Annotated in this window: 14 protein-coding genes; 11 read left to right on the forward strand and 3 right to left on the reverse strand. The window is 62.2% G+C overall.

The features are described 5' to 3' along the window. The first annotated feature begins 162 nt into the window (after positions 1-162). From OEG82_RS22045 to OEG82_RS22055, 3 genes are all read left to right on the forward strand, one after another. The gene (locus tag OEG82_RS22045; protein ID WP_267614489.1) at positions 163-1,248 is read left to right on the forward strand and encodes a polyheme membrane-associated cytochrome C; all 1,086 of its coding nucleotides are present in this window, start codon (positions 163-165) and stop codon (positions 1,246-1,248) included. A 100-nt stretch (positions 1,249-1,348) separates the two neighbouring features. Then, positions 1,349-2,512 (forward strand): cation:proton antiporter, encoded by a 1,164-nt coding sequence (locus OEG82_RS22050; protein ID WP_267614490.1) that lies wholly within the window; start codon positions 1,349-1,351, stop codon positions 2,510-2,512. A 179-nt stretch (positions 2,513-2,691) separates the two neighbouring features. Beyond that, complete coding sequence (locus tag OEG82_RS22055; RefSeq protein ID WP_267614492.1) at positions 2,692-3,867, forward strand: carboxylate-amine ligase; 1,176 nt, start codon at positions 2,692-2,694, stop codon at positions 3,865-3,867. A 23-nt stretch (positions 3,868-3,890) separates the two neighbouring features. Here the strand turns inward: OEG82_RS22055 and OEG82_RS22060 are convergent, their stop codons facing one another. The 3 genes from OEG82_RS22060 to OEG82_RS22070 are packed head-to-tail and all read right to left on the reverse strand — an operon-like array spanning position 3,891 to position 9,090. After that, positions 3,891-6,980 carry an efflux RND transporter permease subunit gene (locus OEG82_RS22060; RefSeq protein WP_267614494.1) on the reverse strand — a complete coding sequence of 1,030 codons (3,090 nt, stop codon included), beginning with the start codon at positions 6,978-6,980 and terminating at the stop codon, positions 3,891-3,893. After that, positions 6,977-8,032, reverse strand: coding sequence for an efflux RND transporter periplasmic adaptor subunit (locus OEG82_RS22065; RefSeq protein ID WP_267614495.1), 1,056 nt, complete (start codon positions 8,030-8,032; stop codon positions 6,977-6,979). The genes OEG82_RS22060 and OEG82_RS22065 overlap by 4 nt, the downstream gene beginning before the upstream one ends. After that, positions 8,029-9,090 carry an efflux RND transporter periplasmic adaptor subunit gene (locus OEG82_RS22070; protein WP_267614497.1) on the reverse strand — a complete coding sequence of 354 codons (1,062 nt, stop codon included), beginning with the start codon at positions 9,088-9,090 and terminating at the stop codon, positions 8,029-8,031. The genes OEG82_RS22065 and OEG82_RS22070 overlap by 4 nt, the downstream gene beginning before the upstream one ends. 208 nt (positions 9,091-9,298) lie before the next feature. On the opposite strand from OEG82_RS22070, the gene OEG82_RS22075 reads away from it, so the two are divergent. The 8 genes from OEG82_RS22075 to OEG82_RS22110 all read left to right on the forward strand — a co-directional run bounded on the left by OEG82_RS22075 (position 9,299) and on the right by OEG82_RS22110 (position 17,521). Beyond that, positions 9,299-10,003 (forward strand): HAD family hydrolase, encoded by a 705-nt coding sequence (locus OEG82_RS22075; protein WP_267614498.1) that lies wholly within the window; start codon positions 9,299-9,301, stop codon positions 10,001-10,003. Continuing rightward, positions 10,000-10,956, forward strand: a complete 957-nt coding sequence (locus tag OEG82_RS22080) for a sugar-binding transcriptional regulator (protein ID WP_267614499.1) — start codon at positions 10,000-10,002, stop codon at positions 10,954-10,956. The genes OEG82_RS22075 and OEG82_RS22080 overlap by 4 nt, the downstream gene beginning before the upstream one ends. A gap of 165 nt (positions 10,957-11,121) precedes the next feature. Next, positions 11,122-12,432: an ABC transporter substrate-binding protein gene (locus OEG82_RS22085; RefSeq protein ID WP_425497613.1), complete on the forward strand. Its 1,311-nt coding sequence runs from the start codon at positions 11,122-11,124 to the stop codon at positions 12,430-12,432. Between the two features lie 91 nt (positions 12,433-12,523). Then, positions 12,524-13,396, forward strand: coding sequence for a carbohydrate ABC transporter permease (locus OEG82_RS22090; protein ID WP_267614500.1), 873 nt, complete (start codon positions 12,524-12,526; stop codon positions 13,394-13,396). 4 nt (positions 13,397-13,400) lie between these two features. Next, entirely contained in the window at positions 13,401-14,231 is an 831-nt protein-coding gene (locus tag OEG82_RS22095) for a carbohydrate ABC transporter permease (protein WP_267614501.1), read from the forward strand. Positions 14,232-14,241: 10 nt separating this feature from the next. Further along, the gene (locus OEG82_RS22100) at positions 14,242-15,240 is read left to right on the forward strand and encodes an ABC transporter ATP-binding protein (protein WP_267614502.1); all 999 of its coding nucleotides are present in this window, start codon (positions 14,242-14,244) and stop codon (positions 15,238-15,240) included. Beyond that, positions 15,240-16,013: an L-iditol 2-dehydrogenase gene (locus OEG82_RS22105; RefSeq protein WP_267614504.1), complete on the forward strand. Its 774-nt coding sequence runs from the start codon at positions 15,240-15,242 to the stop codon at positions 16,011-16,013. Before OEG82_RS22100 ends, OEG82_RS22105 begins: the two co-directional genes overlap by 1 nt. Then, positions 16,013-17,521, forward strand: a complete 1,509-nt coding sequence (locus OEG82_RS22110; protein WP_267614505.1) for a mannitol dehydrogenase family protein — start codon at positions 16,013-16,015, stop codon at positions 17,519-17,521. Before OEG82_RS22105 ends, OEG82_RS22110 begins: the two co-directional genes overlap by 1 nt. Positions 17,522-17,703: the final 182 nt, after the last annotated feature.

Here is a 17,703-nt window from a genome sequence, read left to right on the forward strand (position 1 = left end):
GCACCCCGGGCGCCGATATGAAGCGAAACTAGCAAGATTATTCCGCCCCGACCTTGAGCTATATCAAAGCCGGAGCCGGGCTTTGCTCCACAATGGGCAGATTAAAAGAGCATCCAGAAATGCCGGATACACGCCATCTGACTGAACCACTGGAGGTCTATCGTGTCTTACACTCGTACAGTGCTGCCGCTTCTCGCTTCGATCTTTCTCGCCCTGCCCGCCGCCCAGGCGCAGGAACATCCGTCGGTCTCTTCCATTGTCGAAGCCTGGATCGCCTCGCCGCATGGCGATCGCACATCCGAATCCTTCGTGCACTGGAACACCGAGGGCGCGGTGCCCGAGGATTGCGCGACCTGCCACTCCGGTCCCGGGCTGATGGATTTTCTCGGCGCCGACGGGACAATGGCCGGCAAGGTTGACGGACCTGCACCGATCGGATCGCCGATTGACTGCGTCGCCTGCCACAGCCAGGCCGCCACCGATCTTGAGCAGATCACTTTCCCGTCCGGTGAGATGATCACCGAGACCAGTTCCTCGGCGATCTGCATGGTCTGCCATCAGGGCCGGGAATCGGGCGACAGCGTCAATGCAGCCATCGCCGGCGGCGAGGACGACACCATCAATGGAGATCTCGGTTTCCTCAACGTGCATTACCGCGCGGCAGCGGCAACGCTGATGGGCGGCTCGGTTCGCGGCGGCTACCAGTATGATGGCAAAACCTACGCCGACCGCTTTGCCCATGTGCCCGACTTCAACACCTGCACCACCTGCCACGACCCGCACACCACCAAGGTGGTGGCGATCGATCAGTGTGTCGCCTGTCACAAGGGCGCGGAAACCGTGGCCGCCATCCGCATCACGCCGGCCGACATCGATGGCGATGGTGACGCCAAAGAGGGCATCAGCGCCGAAATCAGCACGCTGCATGAAAAGCTTGGCGAGGCCATTCTTCTCTATGCGGCAGATGTGAGCGGCGCGCCGGTGGTCTATGATTCGCACGCCTACCCCTATTTCTTCAATGACCTGAATGGAGATGGCGCCTCCAGCCCTGACGAGGCCATATTCCCCAACCGCTACCAGAGCTGGACGCCGCGCCTGCTGCGCGCCGCTTACAACTACCAGTTCCTGGCCAAGGACCCCGGCGCCTATGCGCACAATCCGCGCTACGCCATTCAGCTGGCCTATGACAGCCTCGAGGACCTGTCCTCCAAGGCGCCGGTTGACATGACCGGGATGGTCCGTCCGTGACCATGCGGAAAATCTGAAACTCAGCGGCCCGGAACCAGAATCTGTTTCCGGGCCGCTTCGTCGAATGACTGTGAGCTTGGACTGAACGGGGCGGCGGCTGGTGGAAAATTCTGAAGTTCTCATTGCCATCGGTATTCTGTTTCTGGCGGGGCTGGCGCTCGACAAGATCGGCCGGATTGTGCACGTCCCCCGCGTCACCTTGCTGATCCTGCTCGGCGCTCTCGTCGGCCCGCCACTGCTCGATTGGCTGCCGCACAGTTTTACCGGGGATTCAAACGCGTTCTACGCACCCACCGCCCTGACCATGGTTGCCTTCCTGCTCGGCGGCACATTGAATTCGGAAACGCTGAAGGCGCACGGCCGCGAGATCGTCATCATATCGTTGACGCTGGTCGCCGTCTCCGTTGCGGTGGTGGCGACGGGCCTGTGGATGATCGGGCTGCCGGTCGGCTTCGCCGTGCTCCTGGGCGGGCTTTCCGCCGCCACCGATCCGGCTGCCACACGCGATGTGGTCAATCAGGGCCGCACCAGGAACCGCTTTGTCACCAATCTTCTCGGCATCGTCGCCATCGATGATGCCTGGGGGCTATTGGTGTTTTCCATGGCCCTGACCTTCGCTGGCATCATGGCCGACCAGGATGCGGCCATCGCGCTCGTTCACGGGGTCCGCGAGGTCGCTGGCGCCATGGCTCTCGGGCTCGCCATCGGCCTGCCCGCGGCCTTTTTGACCGGACGGATAAAGCCGGGCGAACCGACGCTGATCGAAGCCCTCGGCCTGGTCTTCCTGTGCTCCGGCCTGGCGCTGTATTTCGACTTTTCCTTTCTGCTCACCGGGATGGTGTGCGGCGCGACGATCGTCAATGTCGCCCGCCATCACGATCGCCCGTTTCATGAAATCGAGCGCGTCGAATGGCCGTTCATGTTGCTGTTTTTTGTCATGGCCGGCGCCTCGCTGAAGACCGGTGATATGGCCGAAGTGGGCTATATCTGCGTTGCCTATGTGGTCCTGCGCGCGCTTGCCCGGCTGATCGGCGGCTGGCTGGGCGGACGTCTGGCCGGCCTTCCGGCGGTGGAAAGCCGCATGACCGGTCTCGGTCTGATGCCGCAGGCCGGCGTCGCTATCGGCATGGCGCTCGTGGCCAGCGAAAGGTTTCCCGCAATGGGCGAGGATCTGCTCGCCGTGGCCGTGGCCAGCACCATAGCCTTCGAACTTGTCGGCCCGTTCCTGACCCAGATTGCCATCCGCCGCAGCTCAGCCGGCTGACTGTCCTGTCCCTCGCCAGCCAAGGACCGCACCGCCCGGTCGCTGCCCTCATTTCCTGCTATTTAAGGCCTCATGCCATGTGCAGATCGATGGAACCTTCACCCCGATCGCGGGTTTGAGTGACAGCCCCGATTGCAACCCGGCTTGCGCCTGCAGCATTTTCAAGGTCAAATCCGTTCATGAGCTATCATCAACCCAGCTTTACCCTCGGCGTCGAAGAAGAGTATCTGCTTGTTGATCGCGACAGCCTTGATCTCGCCGCAGCACCCGAATCGCTGATGTCGGAATGCGCCGCAGAGCTTGGAGACAAGGTCAGTCCGGAATTCCTGCAATGCCAGATCGAGGTCGGCACCGGCGTCTGCCGGACCGTTGCCGAGGCCGGCGCGGATCTGGCGCGTCTGCGCTCGGTGATCGCGGAGGTCGCCGGCAAGCATGGCTTGGCGCCGCTGGCGGCATCCTGCCACCCCTTCGCCGACTGGAACAAGCAGCACTTCACCGACAAGCCGCGCTACCGTGAACTCGAGCGCGACCTGGGCGGTGTTGCCCGGCGCATGCTGATCTGCGGCATGCATGTCCATGTCGGCATCGATGATGACGAGACCCGCATTGATCTGATGGCGCAGTTTCCCTATTTCCTGCCACATCTTCTGGCGTTGTCGACCTCCTCGCCCTACTGGAAGGGCGACGACACCGGGCTCAATGCCTACAGGCTGACGGTGTTCGACAACATGCCCAGAACCGGCTTGCCGCCGCGGTTTTCGTCCTGGTCCGAATATGAGCGCTCGGTGCAGATCATCATCGACAGCGGCCTGATCGAGGACAGCTCCAAGATCTGGTGGGACCTGCGCCCCTCGTCCCGGTTCCCGACGCTGGAATCGCGCATTTGCGATGTCTCGCCGCGGCTGGACGACGCGCTTGCCATTGTCGCGCTGACCCAGTCGATCATGCACATGCTGTGGCGGCTGCGGCTGAGCAACCAGCGCTGGCGCATCTATGACCGGTTTCTCGTCGGCGAAAACCGCTGGCGCGCGCAACGCTATGGCGTCTCCAAAGGCATGATCGATTTCGCCCGGGGCAATGTCGTTGTCTTCGCCGATTTGCTTGACGAGATCATCGAGATGGTTCGCGAAGACGCCGAAGCCCTGGGATGCTGGGCCGAAGTCCAGTCCGCCCGGCGGATCGTCGAAAACGGCACCAGCGCCGACCGGCAGCGCTCTGTCCACGCCACCGCGATCGCCGGTGGCGCCAGCACCAAGGAAGCCCAGAAAGAGATCGTCAGATCGCTGATCGGGGAATTCACCGAAGGGCTTGCCGCCCACCGCAATTCGGAAGCCGTTGCCGGCCAGACCGCCTGACGCCACGCCCGGCCGGGTTTGTCCTAGCCGGCCTTGGCGCCTTCGACGGTGCCCGCATCAGGCGCGTGATCTGATTGAACATCCCGCTTGACCCGGAACACGGCGAGATACAGCGCCGGCGCAAAGAACAGCGTGATCACCGTGCCGGCAATGATGCCGCCCATCATCGCATAAGCCATCGGCCCCCAGAAGATCTGGCGCGAGATCGGGATCAGCGCCAGGCTGGCCGCCGCCGCCGTCAGCAGGATAGGCCGGGATCTGGCGTCGGACGCATTGAACACGGCATCCCAGGCCGATTGCCCCCTGCCCCTGAGCACCTCGATCTCGTCAATCAGGATGATCGAATTGCGGATCAGGATCCCGATCAGAGCCAGCACCCCGAGGATTGCGACGAAGCCCAGCGGCGCGCCCGAGGGTACCAGCGCCGCGACGACACCGATAAGCCCGAGCGGCGCCACGCAGATGACCACGAAAGCCAGCCTGAAGCTCTGCACCTGGATCATGATCAGCGTCAGCATGATCAGGATCATCAGCGGCACAACCGCCGCAATCGGCGCCTGGCTCTTGGCGCTTTCGGCCACGGCGCCGCCGACTTCGACATGATAGCCCGAGGGAAGGGTCTGATTGAACGCCTCGATCTGGTCCTCGAGCGCCTTGACGATGGTTGCCGGCTGATCCTTGGTCGAAATCGAAGCCTTGACCGTAATTGTCGGCTTTCTGCCGCGCTGGTGGATCACCGGCTGTTCGGTCTCGTAGCTGAAGGTCGCCACCGCGCGCAGCGGTATCACGACGGATCCCGAGCCCGAGAGCTGAAGCGCGGCCAGCGCCTCGACCGAGAGGCGGGACGGCGCATCGCCGCGCGCGACGATATCGATCAGATAGGCCTCATCGCGAAGCTGGGTGACCGAAACGCCATCATAGATCGCGTTCAGCGCGGACGCGATGTCGCGCTGGGTGATGCCCAGTTGCCTTGCCTTGTCCTGCAGAATGTCCACCCGCACGACGCGCGAGGGCTCATTCCAGTCCATGATGATGCCTTCCAGCCGCGCGTCAGACGCCACGACCGCGGTCAGGTCGCGGGCATGATCGCGCAAGGTCTCGATGTCCGGGCCGGAAATGCGGTACTGCACCGGCCGTCCGACCGGAGGTCCGATTTCGAGCAGCTTGACGAAGATATCGACTCCGGGAAATTCCGTGGCCGCGATCTCGTTCATTTCCGCCCTGAGCGCATCCCGCGCCTCGATGGACGGGGTCTGGATCACGATCTGGCCGATATTCGGTCCCGGTGTCGGCACATCATAGGCGAGCAGGAAGCGCGGTGCGCTCTCCCCGACATAGGTTGACCAGAACAGGGCATTCTCATTGCCCTCCAGCCGCTCCTCCATCCGCGCCATCTCCGCCGACGTGTGGGAAATCGAGGCATTTTGCGGCAGGGTGAAATCGAGGATGAGTTCCGGGCGGTCGGAGCTCGGAAAGAACTGCTGCTCGACGAAGCGCATGCTGAACACCGAAAAGGCAAAGACGGCGACCGTCAGCCCGATGGTGATCCATCGATGGCCCATGCTGGCCTTGAGCACCGTATGGAACATCCGGCGCACGCGGTCCGGTTCGCCCGTGTGGTGCTTCAGCTTGGCCGGCAGCAAGGTCACCCCCAGCAGCGGCGCAAACAGCACGGCCACCACCCAGGACACGGTCAGCGAAACCGCGATGACGACGAACAGCGAGAATGTGAATTCGCCCGCAGCCGAGGTGTTGAGGCCGATGGGAATGAAGCCCGCCACGGTCACCAGGGTTCCCGAAAGCATCGGGAATGCAATCGAGGTCCAGGCGTAGGAGGCTGACCTGTTGAGCGTCTCACCCCGCTCGAGCCGGGAGATCATGGTCTCGATGGCAATCATGGCGTCATCGACCAGAAGGCCGAGCGCGATGATCAGCGCGCCCAGCGAAATGCGCTGCAGGGTAAAGCCTGTGTAGTTCATCACCACGAAGGTGATCGCCAGCACCAGCGGGATGGTCAGCGCGACAATCAGGCCGGCGCGCAGACCGAGCGAAATGAAACTTACCGCCAGCACGATCAGGACTGCTTCGAGCAGCGCCTGCAGGAAATGTCCGACCGCTTCCTCCACCACATGCGGCTGGTCGGCCACCTGGTGGATATCGATGCCGATCGGCAGTTCGGCCTGGGCCTTGGCGATCACCGCATTGAGCTCTTCGCCGAAATCGACAATATTGGCGCCCTGCCGCATCCCGACCGCCAGGCCGATGGCTTCCTGGCCATTGTAGCGGAACATCGACGATGCCGGATCCTCGTAGGAGCGGCGGATATCGGCAACATCGGTGAGCCGGAAGAATCGGTCGCCGACCCGCAGATTGATGTCTTCAAGACTGTCTTCGCCGGAAAACTGGCCGCCGATCCGCACAAGCACGCGCTCGGGCCCGGCGTCGATCACCCCTGACGGCAGGATCGCGTTCTGGGCCGACAGCGTCGCCTGCACCGCCTCCTGGTTCAGCCCCATGGCTGCCAGGCGCTCGGTCGAGAATTCGAGATAGATAACCTCGTCGCGGGTGCCGAAGAGTTCGACCTTGCCGGCATCCGCCAATCCTTGCGCGGAACGGCGAACGTCTTCGGCATAGTCGCGCACTTCCCGCGGCGAGAAACCGTCGGAGGTGAAGGCATAGAGATTGCCGAAAACATCGCCGAAACTGTCATTGAATCTGAATCCGGCAAATTCTTCGGGAAATTCGCTGCGGATGTCGGACATCATGTTGCGCACGCGCTGCCAGATTTCCGGCAGGTTTTTTGCCTTGGTGGTCGCCAGCAGCTCGACATAGACGATGCTTTCGCCGGGGCGCGTGACCGACCGGGTGAAATCGAGCTCGTTGAGGTCCTCGAGCTTCTTCTCGATCCGGTCCGTGACCTGGGTCAGGGTTTCGCGGGTATCGGCGCCGGGCAGCCCTGCGGAGATGATCATCGTCTTGATGGCGAAATTCGGGTCTTCTTCCCGCCCGATCGCCATGTAGGAAATGATCCCCGCCACCAGCGAGACAATCATCAGGAACCAGACAAACGAACGGTGCTGCAGCGCCCAGTCGGAGAGGTTGAAGCTTTTCATTGCGACACACGCGGGCCGACGGCCTGCCCTTCTTCGAGCGAGTGGATGCCTTTGGTGACCACTTCGTCGCCAACCGACAGGCCACTGGTGATCACCGCGATGTCACCGGCAATATTGGAGACCGTCACGGGCCGGAGCGAGACCGTGTTGCTGGTCCGGTCGACAATCCAGACGGCCGGAGGTTCCAGCAGTGCAGAGTGCGGCAGCACGATGCTGGTGTCTTCGCCGACAGCAGGCAGCACGCGCACAAGCGAGCCGAGACGGAATTCCTCGGGCGCATTTTCCAGTCTCAGGTGAAGCCGGTAGGTGCGCGTCGTCCGTTCGGCAACCGGGTCGATCCGGGTCAGCACCGCTTCGGTCCGGATCGTTTCCTTCACCAGCAAGCTGGCAATGAAGCGGTCACCGGGCGCGCGCAGGGAGACTTCCTCCTCCGACAGGTCAATCAGTATTTCCCGCTCGCCGATTGCCGCGAGCTGCAGCACCGTCTGCCCGGCGGACAATGTGGCGCCGGGCTCGGCGAATGTTTCGGTGACGACACCGTCATAAGGCGCCGTCAAGGTCGCCAGATCCAGCGTGTCCGCGGCCCGGGCCTGCGAGGCCAGCGCCTGGTCAAGCCCGGCTTGCGCCGAGACCAGCGCGCGTTCGGCATCTTCAAGTCGGGTGGTGCTGTCGACGCCGCGTTCGGCCAGCGTCTTGGCCCGCTCACGCGCATCGGTTGCCGACCGCAACTGGGCCTTGGCAACGGTGACGCTGGCATCCGCGGTGCGCAGGTCGGCATTGAGGTCCTGGGTGTCGAGGCGGGCGAGAACATCGCCTTTTTCGACCAGGTCACCGGTGCTGACCGGCCGGGCGGCAACCGTGCCGCTCATGGGAAATCCGAGCCCGGTTTCCGTCTTCGCCACAACCGTACCGGTATAGCTCAGCGCGGTTCCGACCTGCGGATCCACCAGCAAAGAGACCACCGGCCGGGGCTGGGCATCGCTTTCGGGAATATTTTCAGCCTGTGCCGGCAGGGCAAGGGCAAGGCTCACAAGGGCGATTGAAAATCTCATTGATCTGCTCCCGCGCGGCGAACGGTGCGTCCGGGATAGAGCAGTTGCGCGCCCTTGGTGACGATCCAGTCGCCTTCCTCTACCCCGCTCTCGAGCAGGATCTGGCCGGTGACATAGCGGTCTATGGTGACCGGCTGCAACGCGACCTTCATGGTCTCCTGATCGACCCGCCACACGGCCGGGCCATCCGCCGAGGCGCTGATTGCGGAATAGGGCAGGCTCATCTGCGGCGCGCTCATCCGTGCCGCCATGCCGCGCACCGGCTCTCCAAACCGCAGGCTGGCGGGCGGATCGAGCACTTCCACCTTTGCCAGCACGGTGCCGGTGCTTTCATCGACCAGGGGCGATATTTCGGCCACGCGGCCTTCCAGCTCCTCGTCAAGCCTGGACAGCGGCGACAGCGTGATGCTCAAGGGCGGCGGAGCGTCGATCAGCATGACTTCGGGAACTTCGAAAACCGCTTCATATCCCTTGTCCAGGGCGAGCTCCATCGCTGTCTGTGCGGCCGCGATGATCTGGCCCGGCTCCACGTTGCGGCTGATCACTGTCGAGGCGGAGGGTGCGCGCAGCACCGTGTCCTCGAGCGCCTTTCTGGCGCGGTCGAGATCGGCCTCTGCCTGTTCAAGCGCGCCTTCCGCTGTTCGCAACGCATCGAAGGCGGCATCGCGCGCAGCGCGGGTGGTCGAGCCGCTGGACAGAAGCGACTCCGCCCGCTCGAGGTCTTCAACTGCCTGGCGATGATCGGCCCTGGCCGTGGTCAGGCCGGCTTCCGCGGTTCGGACTGCCAGCTCCTGCTGAATGGGATCAAGCTGCGCGAGCGGTGCGTTGCTTTCGACCTTGGCCCCGACCTCGACAAAAACATCCGTGACCCGGCCGCCGATGGCAAAGGCCGCCATCAGCGATTCCTTCGGGCGGATTTCACCGGTCAGCGACAGGGCTGTCTGGTCCTGGCTCCTGGTGGCGACGACGATCTCGACAGCCAGTGGCGTCTCGCTGTGGGCAGGCTGTACCGCCAATACGACGACTGCTGCAGTGCAGGCAATAATCAAACGTTTCAAAATAGCACCTGATTTTTGCATTATGACAATTCGCAGACCTCTACTATGACACCCACAGGCATTCCAGATCAATTCTTACCTGTCATGACGCGGAAGGTTCGATTCCGGGCGATACCCCGTGCACATTCTCGTGATGTGGTCCTGCAGTTCGGACTGCCCTTGGAGGGCTGCCTGTGCTATCGGATCTGGCTTGGATAATAATTGAGGCTTGAAGCTGATTTCACCGGCTCCCGAATTGATCATCTTTGACTGCGATGGTGTCCTCATTGACAGTGAGGTGATCAGCGCCCGCGTGCTGATCGGCGCGCTGGCCAGCGTCGGCGTCAAGGTCGATACCGCCCATGTGCAAACCCATTTTCTCGGGCGCAGCTGGGCCAAGGTCGCTGCCGAAATCCGCCACTCCCATGGCTATCTGCCGGGGACGGATTTCGAGGAGAGATACCGTACCGAACTGCTGTCCCGCTTTGAGCAGGAACTCGACCCGACCCCGGGCATCAAGACGCTTCTCGGGCAGTTGGGGCCCAAGACCTGCGTCGCCACCAGCAGCACCCCGAAGCGGGCGCTGCGCTCGCTCGAACTCACCGGGCTGGCCGGCTTTTTCGAGGCGCGGGTCTTTACCGCCTCGGAAGTGGAGCGCGGCAAGCCTGCGCCTGACCTGTTCCTGCATGCGGCCGCGAAGATGGACGCAAATCCCGCCAATTGCCTGGTGATCGAAGATTCGCTGCCCGGCATACAGGCAGCCCGGAACGCCGGCATGGAGGTGCTGCGCTTTACCGGCGGCAGCCACCTTCGGGGAATTGACGACGACACGCTGACTCTGGGCGGAACGATACGGTGCTTTGACAAATGGGATCGTTTCTTGGAAATGGTGCCCCAGGCCGATCGACAGACGAATGGATGGATGACCACATGAGCATTGCCGGCGATCACGAAACCAGCCGTCTTGACGACGCTGCCCGCGCCGGCTGGCTCTATTATGTGGCCGGCAACACCCAGGACGAGATCGCCCGCAAGCTCGGCGTCTCGCGGCAGTCTGCCCAGCGGCTGGTCTCCCTTGCCGTCAGCGAAAAGCTGGTCAAGGTCCGGCTGGACCACCCCATCGCCAAATGCATGGAGCTCGCCCATGGCCTGAAGACCAAATTCGGCCTCCTCACCTGCGATGTGGCGCCCACCGACCCGGATGCGCCAGCGGCACTGACCGGTGTTGCGCAGCTGGCCGCCAGCGAAATCGAACGCATCCTGAAATCGGATCACCCGAAAATCATTGCTCTGGGCACCGGCCGCGCGCTGCGGGCCTGTGTCGAACAATTGCCCAAGATGGATTGCCCGCAACACCGGATTGTCTCGCTGCTGGGCAACATGATGTCGGACGGCGCCGCCACGCCTTACAATGTGGTGATCCGCATGGCCGACCGGGTCAACGCCCGGCATTACCCGATGCCGCTGCCGGTGTTTGCCCGCTCCATGGAGGAAAAGCAGCTGCTGCAGAAGCAGGAGGCCGTGCACAATATCCTCGAACTGGCCCGCCAGGCCGACATCACCTTTGTCGGAATCGGCAATATCGGCGACAACGCGCCGCTGCTTGTCGACGGTTTTGTCAGCCGGGAGGAAATGCGCGCCATGCTCAAGGCCGGCGGTATCGGTGAGATCACGTCCTGGGTGTTTGACACCGAAGGCAAGCTGATCGACGGCCTGACCAATGACCGGGTGGCAAGCGCCGTCCTGCAGGTCTCGCCCTTGAAACCGGTCATCGCCATTGCCGTGGGCACAATCAAGTCCGAAGCAATTCTTGCGGCAATGCGCGGAAAGCTGATCAACGGGCTGATCACGGATGAAGCCACAGCTGAGCAACTGCTCACGCATTGAATAAAATGCGCTTCACATAAACCACTGATACCCAATAACTATTTTGAAATGCCGCCGGATATTGTGCAGGTGCAGCATAGATTCTGCCTTGACTCCAATTTGTAGTTGAGTGAATATTTGCCCGTCTAATTGGCAATTGCCCATGTCGGGCTCTGGGAGGAATTTATGAAGAGATTTGCAAACGCGCTTTTGTGCGCGTCGGCGCTGTCGATGCTCAGCACGGCTGCGCTTGCTGAGAAGCTGACGATCGCCATGGTCAACAATGGCGACATGATCCGGATGCAGAAGCTGTCCGATGATTTTACCGCCAAGAACCCGGACATTGAGCTGGAATGGGTGACGCTGGAAGAAAACATCCTCCGTCAGCGGGTCACCACCGATATCGCCACCAAGGGCGGCCAGTACGATGTCATGACCATCGGCACCTACGAAGTACCGATCTGGGGCAAGCAGGGTTGGCTGGTTTCGCTCAATGATCTGCCTGAAACCTATGACATCGACGATCTTCTGCCCGCCATCCGCGGCGGCCTGACAGTCGATGGCGAGCTTTATGCGGCGCCGTTCTACGGTGAATCATCGATGGTGATGTACCGCACCGACCTGATGGAAAAGGCCGGAATGGAAATGCCGGACGCGCCGACCTGGACCTTCATCCGGGAAGCTGCCGCCGCCATGACCGACAAGGATGCTGGCGTTTACGGCATCTGCCTGCGCGGCAAGGCCGGCTGGGGAGAGAACATGGCGTTCCTGACCGCCACCGCCAACTCCTTCGGCGCCAAGTGGTTCGACATGGACTGGAATGCCCAGTTCGACAGCCCTGAGTGGAAGGAAGCCCTGACTTTCTACATCGAGATGATGAATGAATCAGGACCTCCCGGCGCAGCCAACAACGGTTTCAACGAGAACCTCTCGCTGTTCCAGACCGGCAAATGCGGCATGTGGATCGACGCCACCGTGGCGGCATCCTTTGTGACCAATCCGACAGACTCCCAGGTTGCCGACAAGGTCGGCTTCGCCTTGGCGCCTGACAATGGTCTGGGCAAGCGCGGCAACTGGCTCTGGGCCTGGTCGCTCGGCATACCTGCCGGCACCCAGAAGGCTGAGTCCGCGAAGAAATTCGTCGAATGGGCAACGTCGAAAGAATATCTGGCCATGGTCGCCGAGAAGGAAGGCTGGGCCAATGTGCCTCCGGGCACACGCACGTCGCTCTACGAGAACCCTGAATATGCCAAGGTTCCCTTCGCCAAGATGACGCTCGACAGCATCAATGCTGCCGATCCTCAGAACCCGACAGTCGACGAAGTGCCGTATGTCGGCGTCCAGTTCGTCGCCATTCCCGAGTTCCAGGGCATTGCCACGGCAGTCGGCCAGCAGTTCTCTGCAGCCCTTGCCGGGACGACATCGATCGATGACGCCCTGTCCAACGCGCAGGCACTGACCACGCGCGAAATGCAAAAGGCCGGATACCCCAAGTAAGGGCTCCGTCCACATCGGGAGCCGGAACCTTCCCGGGCCGGCTCCCGTCCTCCATTCCCGATCTATTCCCGTCCCGTCAAGGAACCGAGCTATGGCGACCGCCCACTCAAGAAGTGCAGCACGCTTGATGATGTCCCCTGCAGTGATCTTGCTGCTCGGCTGGATGATCATCCCGCTGTCCATGACAATCTACTTCTCGTTCCTGCGTTACAATCTGCTGACGCCTGGCACGGAAGCCTGGGCCGGGTTTGACAACTACCGCTATTTTCTCACTGACCCGGCCTTCTTCGATGCGATGGGCAACACCTTCGTTCTGGTGCTGGGGGTCCTGCTGATCACTGTTGTCGGCGGCATCCTTCTGGGACTGCTGCTGGATCAGCCGTTTTTCGGCCAGGGCATTGTCCGGATCCTGGTGATCGCACCGTTCTTCGTCATGCCCACGGTCTCCGCGCTGGTGTGGAAGAACATGTTCATGAATCCGGTCAACGGGTTGTTCGCATATCTGGCGACGGCGGTCGGGCTCGAACCGTTCGACTTTCTCAGTCACGCGCCGCTGGCCTCCATCATTCTGATTGTCTCCTGGCAATGGCTGCCATTTGCGACTCTGATCCTGCTCACGGCCTTGCAGTCGCTGGACCAGGAACAGCTCGAAGCCGCCGAAATGGATGGCGCCGGACCAATCAACCGCTTCACCTTCATCATGCTGCCGCATCTGGGCCGGGCGATCACCGTAGTGATCCTGATCCAGACGATTTTCCTGCTCTCGATCTTCGCCGAAATTCTGGTCACCACCAATGGCGGCCCGGGCACGGCGACCACCAACCTCACCTATCTCGTCTACGTGCAATCGCTGTTGCAGTTCGACGTGGGTGGCGGTTCCGCCGGCGGCATCGTTGCTGTCATTCTCGCCAACATTGTCGCGATCTTCCTGATGCGGATGATCGGCAAGAACCTGGACGCTTGAGACCATGGCGCGCGCTGTATCAAACCGACGCAAACTCATCGTCACGCTTCTCGCATGGACGATCGGTATTGCAATCTTCTTCCCCATATTGTGGACGGTCCTGACCAGCTTCAAGACTGAAGCCGAGGCCATCGCCTCGCCGCCGTCCCTGTTCTTCTTTGACTGGACAACGGAAAACTACACCGAGGTCAATTCACGGTCGAACTACGGCCTGCACTTCTCCAATTCGGTGATCATCTCGCTGGGCTCCACCCTGCTGGGCCTGCTGATCGCGATCCCTGCGGCCTGGTCGATGGCATTCGTGCCGGGCAAGCGGACCAAGGACATCCTGATGTGGATGCTCTCGACCAAGATGCTGCCGCCCGTCGGCGTGCTGATCCCGATCTACCTGATGTTCCGCGACACCGGCCTGCTCGATTCCCGCCTCGGCCTGGTCATCGTGCTGACGCTGATCAACCTGCCGATCATCGTCTGGATGCTCTACACCTATTTCAAGGAAATCCCGGTCGACATCCTTGAGGCGGCGCGCATGGACGGAGCGGCACTGTGGTCGGAGATCATCTATGTCCTGACCCCGATGGCCGTGCCCGGCATTGCCTCGACGCTGCTGCTCAATGTCATCCTGGCCTGGAACGAAGCCTTCTGGACCCTCAATCTGACGGCCGCGAAAGCAGCGCCACTGACCGCCTTCATCGCCAGCTACTCGAGCCCGGAAGGCCTGTTCTACGCCAAGCTGTCGGCGGCTTCGACGATGGCGATCGCACCCATCCTCATTCTCGGTTGGTTCAGCCAGAAACAACTCGTCCGCGGCCTCACCTTCGGCGCGGTGAAATAGGAAAGCAACCATGGGACATATCGCACTCAAGAAAGTTACCAAGAGCTTCGGCACCACACAGGTGATCCCGCCGCTCGATCTGGAAATCAACGATGGTGAATTCGTGGTGTTTGTCGGCCCGTCCGGTTGCGGCAAGTCAACGCTGCTGCGCCTGATCGCCGGTCTCGAAGACGTCTCCGGCGGCGCCATCGAGATCAATGGTCACGACGCCACCCACATCCCGCCGGCCAAACGCGGCCTGGCCATGGTGTTCCAGTCCTATGCGCTCTACCCGCACATGTCGGTGCGCAAGAACATCGGCTTTCCGCTGAAGATGGCCGGCCTCGACAAGGCCGTCGCCGACAAGAAGGTGGCGGACGCAGCGGCCGTGCTCAATCTCACCGACTATCTCGATCGCCGGCCGGGCCAGCTCTCGGGCGGCCAGCGCCAGCGCGTGGCGATCGGTCGGGCGATCGTGCGCGAGCCCGATGCCTTCCTGTTTGACGAACCGCTCTCCAATCTCGACGCCGCCCTGCGCGTCAATATGCGGCTCGAGATCAGCGAACTCCACAACAGCCTCAAGACCACGATGATCTACGTCACCCATGACCAGGTCGAAGCCATGACCATGGCCGACAAGATCGTGGTGCTCAGAGCCGGCCATATCGAGCAGGTCGGATCGCCGCTGGAGCTTTACCGCGCCCCCGCCAACCTGTTTGTCGCCAGCTTCATCGGCTCGCCCAAGATGAACTTCATCGAGGGCAAGGACGCCGAAGCCCATGGCGCAAAGACCATCGGCGTCCGGCCGGAACATGTCATCGTCTCCAAGACCGAGGGCCTGTGGAAGGGCAAGGTCGGCGTCTCCGAGCATCTGGGCTCCGACACCTTCCTGCGGGTTGCCGTCGACGGTTTCGAACCGATGACCGTCCGCGCCGATGGCGAAGTCGACATCCATCACGGCGACACCGTCTACCTGTCTCCCGAGCCGTCCAAGATCTACCGGTTCGACGCCGCGGGCATGGCGATCTGATGCAGCGCCTTGCGGGCAAGACGGCGATGATCACCGGCGCCGCGCGGGGCATCGGCGAGGCCTTTGCGCAGCGCTACGCCGACGAAGGGGCGATCGTCGCCATCGCCGACATCGATATCGACCGGGCGACACAGACCGCCGCCCGGATCGGCGGCCAGGCTTTCGCGGTGCATCTCGATGTCACTGACCAGGCCTCCATCGACACAGCCGTCACAACCGTCAGCGACCGCTGCGGCGGGATCGACATATTGATCAACAACGCGGCCTTGTTCGATCTCGCGCCGATCGTCGAGATCACACGGGACAGTTTCGACAGGCTGTTTGCGATCAATGTCGCAGGCACGCTGTTTACGCTTCAGGCCGTGGCCAGATCGATGATCGCCCGCGGCACCGGCGGCAAGATCATCAACATGGCAAGCCAGGCCGGACGCCGCGGTGAGGCCCTTGTCGGTGTCTACTGCGCCACCAAGGCCGCCGTGATCAGCCTCACCCAGTCCGCAGGCCTTGACCTGATCAGGCACGGCATCAACGTCAACGCGATCGCCCCCGGCGTGGTTGACGGCGAACACTGGGACGGTGTCGACGCGCTGTTTGCCGGCCATGAAAACCTGGCACCGGGCGAAAAGAAGCGGCTTGTCGGAGAGGCCGTGCCCTATGGCCGCATGGGAACGGCCGAAGATCTCACCGGCATGGCCGTCTTTCTCGCAACGGCGGATGCCGATTACATCGTCGCCCAGACATACAATGTCGATGGCGGAAACTGGATGAACTGATGCCCGACTCCAAAGCGCCACAGTCTCACAACGACATGCCCGCACAGCGCCTGTGCAACGCTTCGCTCGCGCATCTGCCCGAAGGTGTGAGCACGCCCGGCTATGATCGCAGCACCCTGACCGCAGGTGTTCTCCATGTCGGCGTCGGCAATTTTCACCGCGCCCATCAGGCCAGCTATTTCCACCGCCTGTTCGAGCTTGGCGAGGATCATGACTGGGCCATCGTCGGCGCCGGAATGATGCATTTCGACCAGGCCATGCGCGACAAGCTTGCCTCGCAGGACTGGCTCACCACCATCGTCGAACTCAACCCCGAAGGCTTTCGCGCCAGTGTCATCGGGTCGATGATCGATTTCATCGCCATTGATCCCGGTGCCTTGATCGAAGCCATGCAGGATCCGCAAATCCGGATCGTGTCGCTGACGGTGACCGAAGGCGGATATTTCCTCAGCGCCGAGACCGGCGGCTTCGACCCGACCCATCCGGCCATCATCCGGGAAACCGGCAAGGGCCATCCGCCGCAGACTGTCTTCGGCGCCATCATCGCCGCCCTCAAGGCCCGGCGCGATCAGGGGCTCGCCCCGTTCACGGTGATGTCCTGCGACAATCTTCCAGAAAACGGCCATGTCGCCCGCGCCACGGTCCTGGGGCTGGCCCGGATGCTCGATCCGGAACTGGCGGACTGGATCGAGGCCAATGTCGCCTTCCCCAACTCGATGGTCGACTGCATCACGCCCGCCACCGGTCCGCGTGAAATCGACCTAGTCCGCAGCCAGTTCGGAATCGAGGATGCGGCGCCCGTCGTCTGCGAACCATTCCGGCAATGGGTGATGGAAGACACCTTCCCGCAAGGCAGGCCGTCTCTGGAGAAGGTCGGCGTCGAGTTCGTCACCGATGTCGCTCCCTACGAACTGATGAAATTGCGGATCCTCAATGGCGGCCACGCAGCGATCGCCTATTCCTCGGCCCTGCTCGGCCATCACTTTGTCCATGACGCCATGGCCGATCCGCTGATCGCCGGATTTCTCAACAAGGTGACCGTCGAGGAAATCCTGCCGACCGTGCCGGTCATCGAAGGGGTCAGCCTCACCGACTACATTGCGGTGGTGGCCAGACGCTTTTCCAATTCGGCCCTGGGCGACACCATCCCGCGGCTGTGCCTGGATGGCTCCAACCGTCAGCCGAAATTCATCCTGCCCACCATCGAGGCAAGGCTTTCATCAGGCCAATCCGTCAAGGGCCTGGCGCTCGAGGTTGCGCTCTGGGCGCATTATTGCGCCGGCGCGCGTGACGATGGCGAAACCATCAGGCTCGACGATCCGAATGCCGCGCGGTTGCGCGAACGCGCATTGGCCGCACAAGACAATCCGGCCGCATTTCTGGCGATGCCGGACATTTTCGGCGCGCTCGCCGACAGGCCTGACTTTGTCCGGGCCTTCTCCACGGCCTTGCAGCAGCTTCAGACCAATCCGACCCGGACCGTCCTTGCCAACTACCTGGCTTCCTGACCTGCCTGCACAACGGGCGCCGCAAGGTCTCCAGGCCACCGAAACGATGTATCCGCGCTGTGACGGGATGACGGCCTCGCCCCGCTGATCGCTGTCGCATGGTGCGCGCGCGGCCGCGATGCGGCCCGGCCGGATTTTTTCCCGCAAGCAAGGTCCCGCGTTATTGTCTTTATACAGAGACT

Source organism: Hoeflea ulvae (genome assembly GCF_026619435.1).
Lineage (GTDB): Bacteria > Pseudomonadota > Alphaproteobacteria > Rhizobiales > Rhizobiaceae > Hoeflea > Hoeflea ulvae.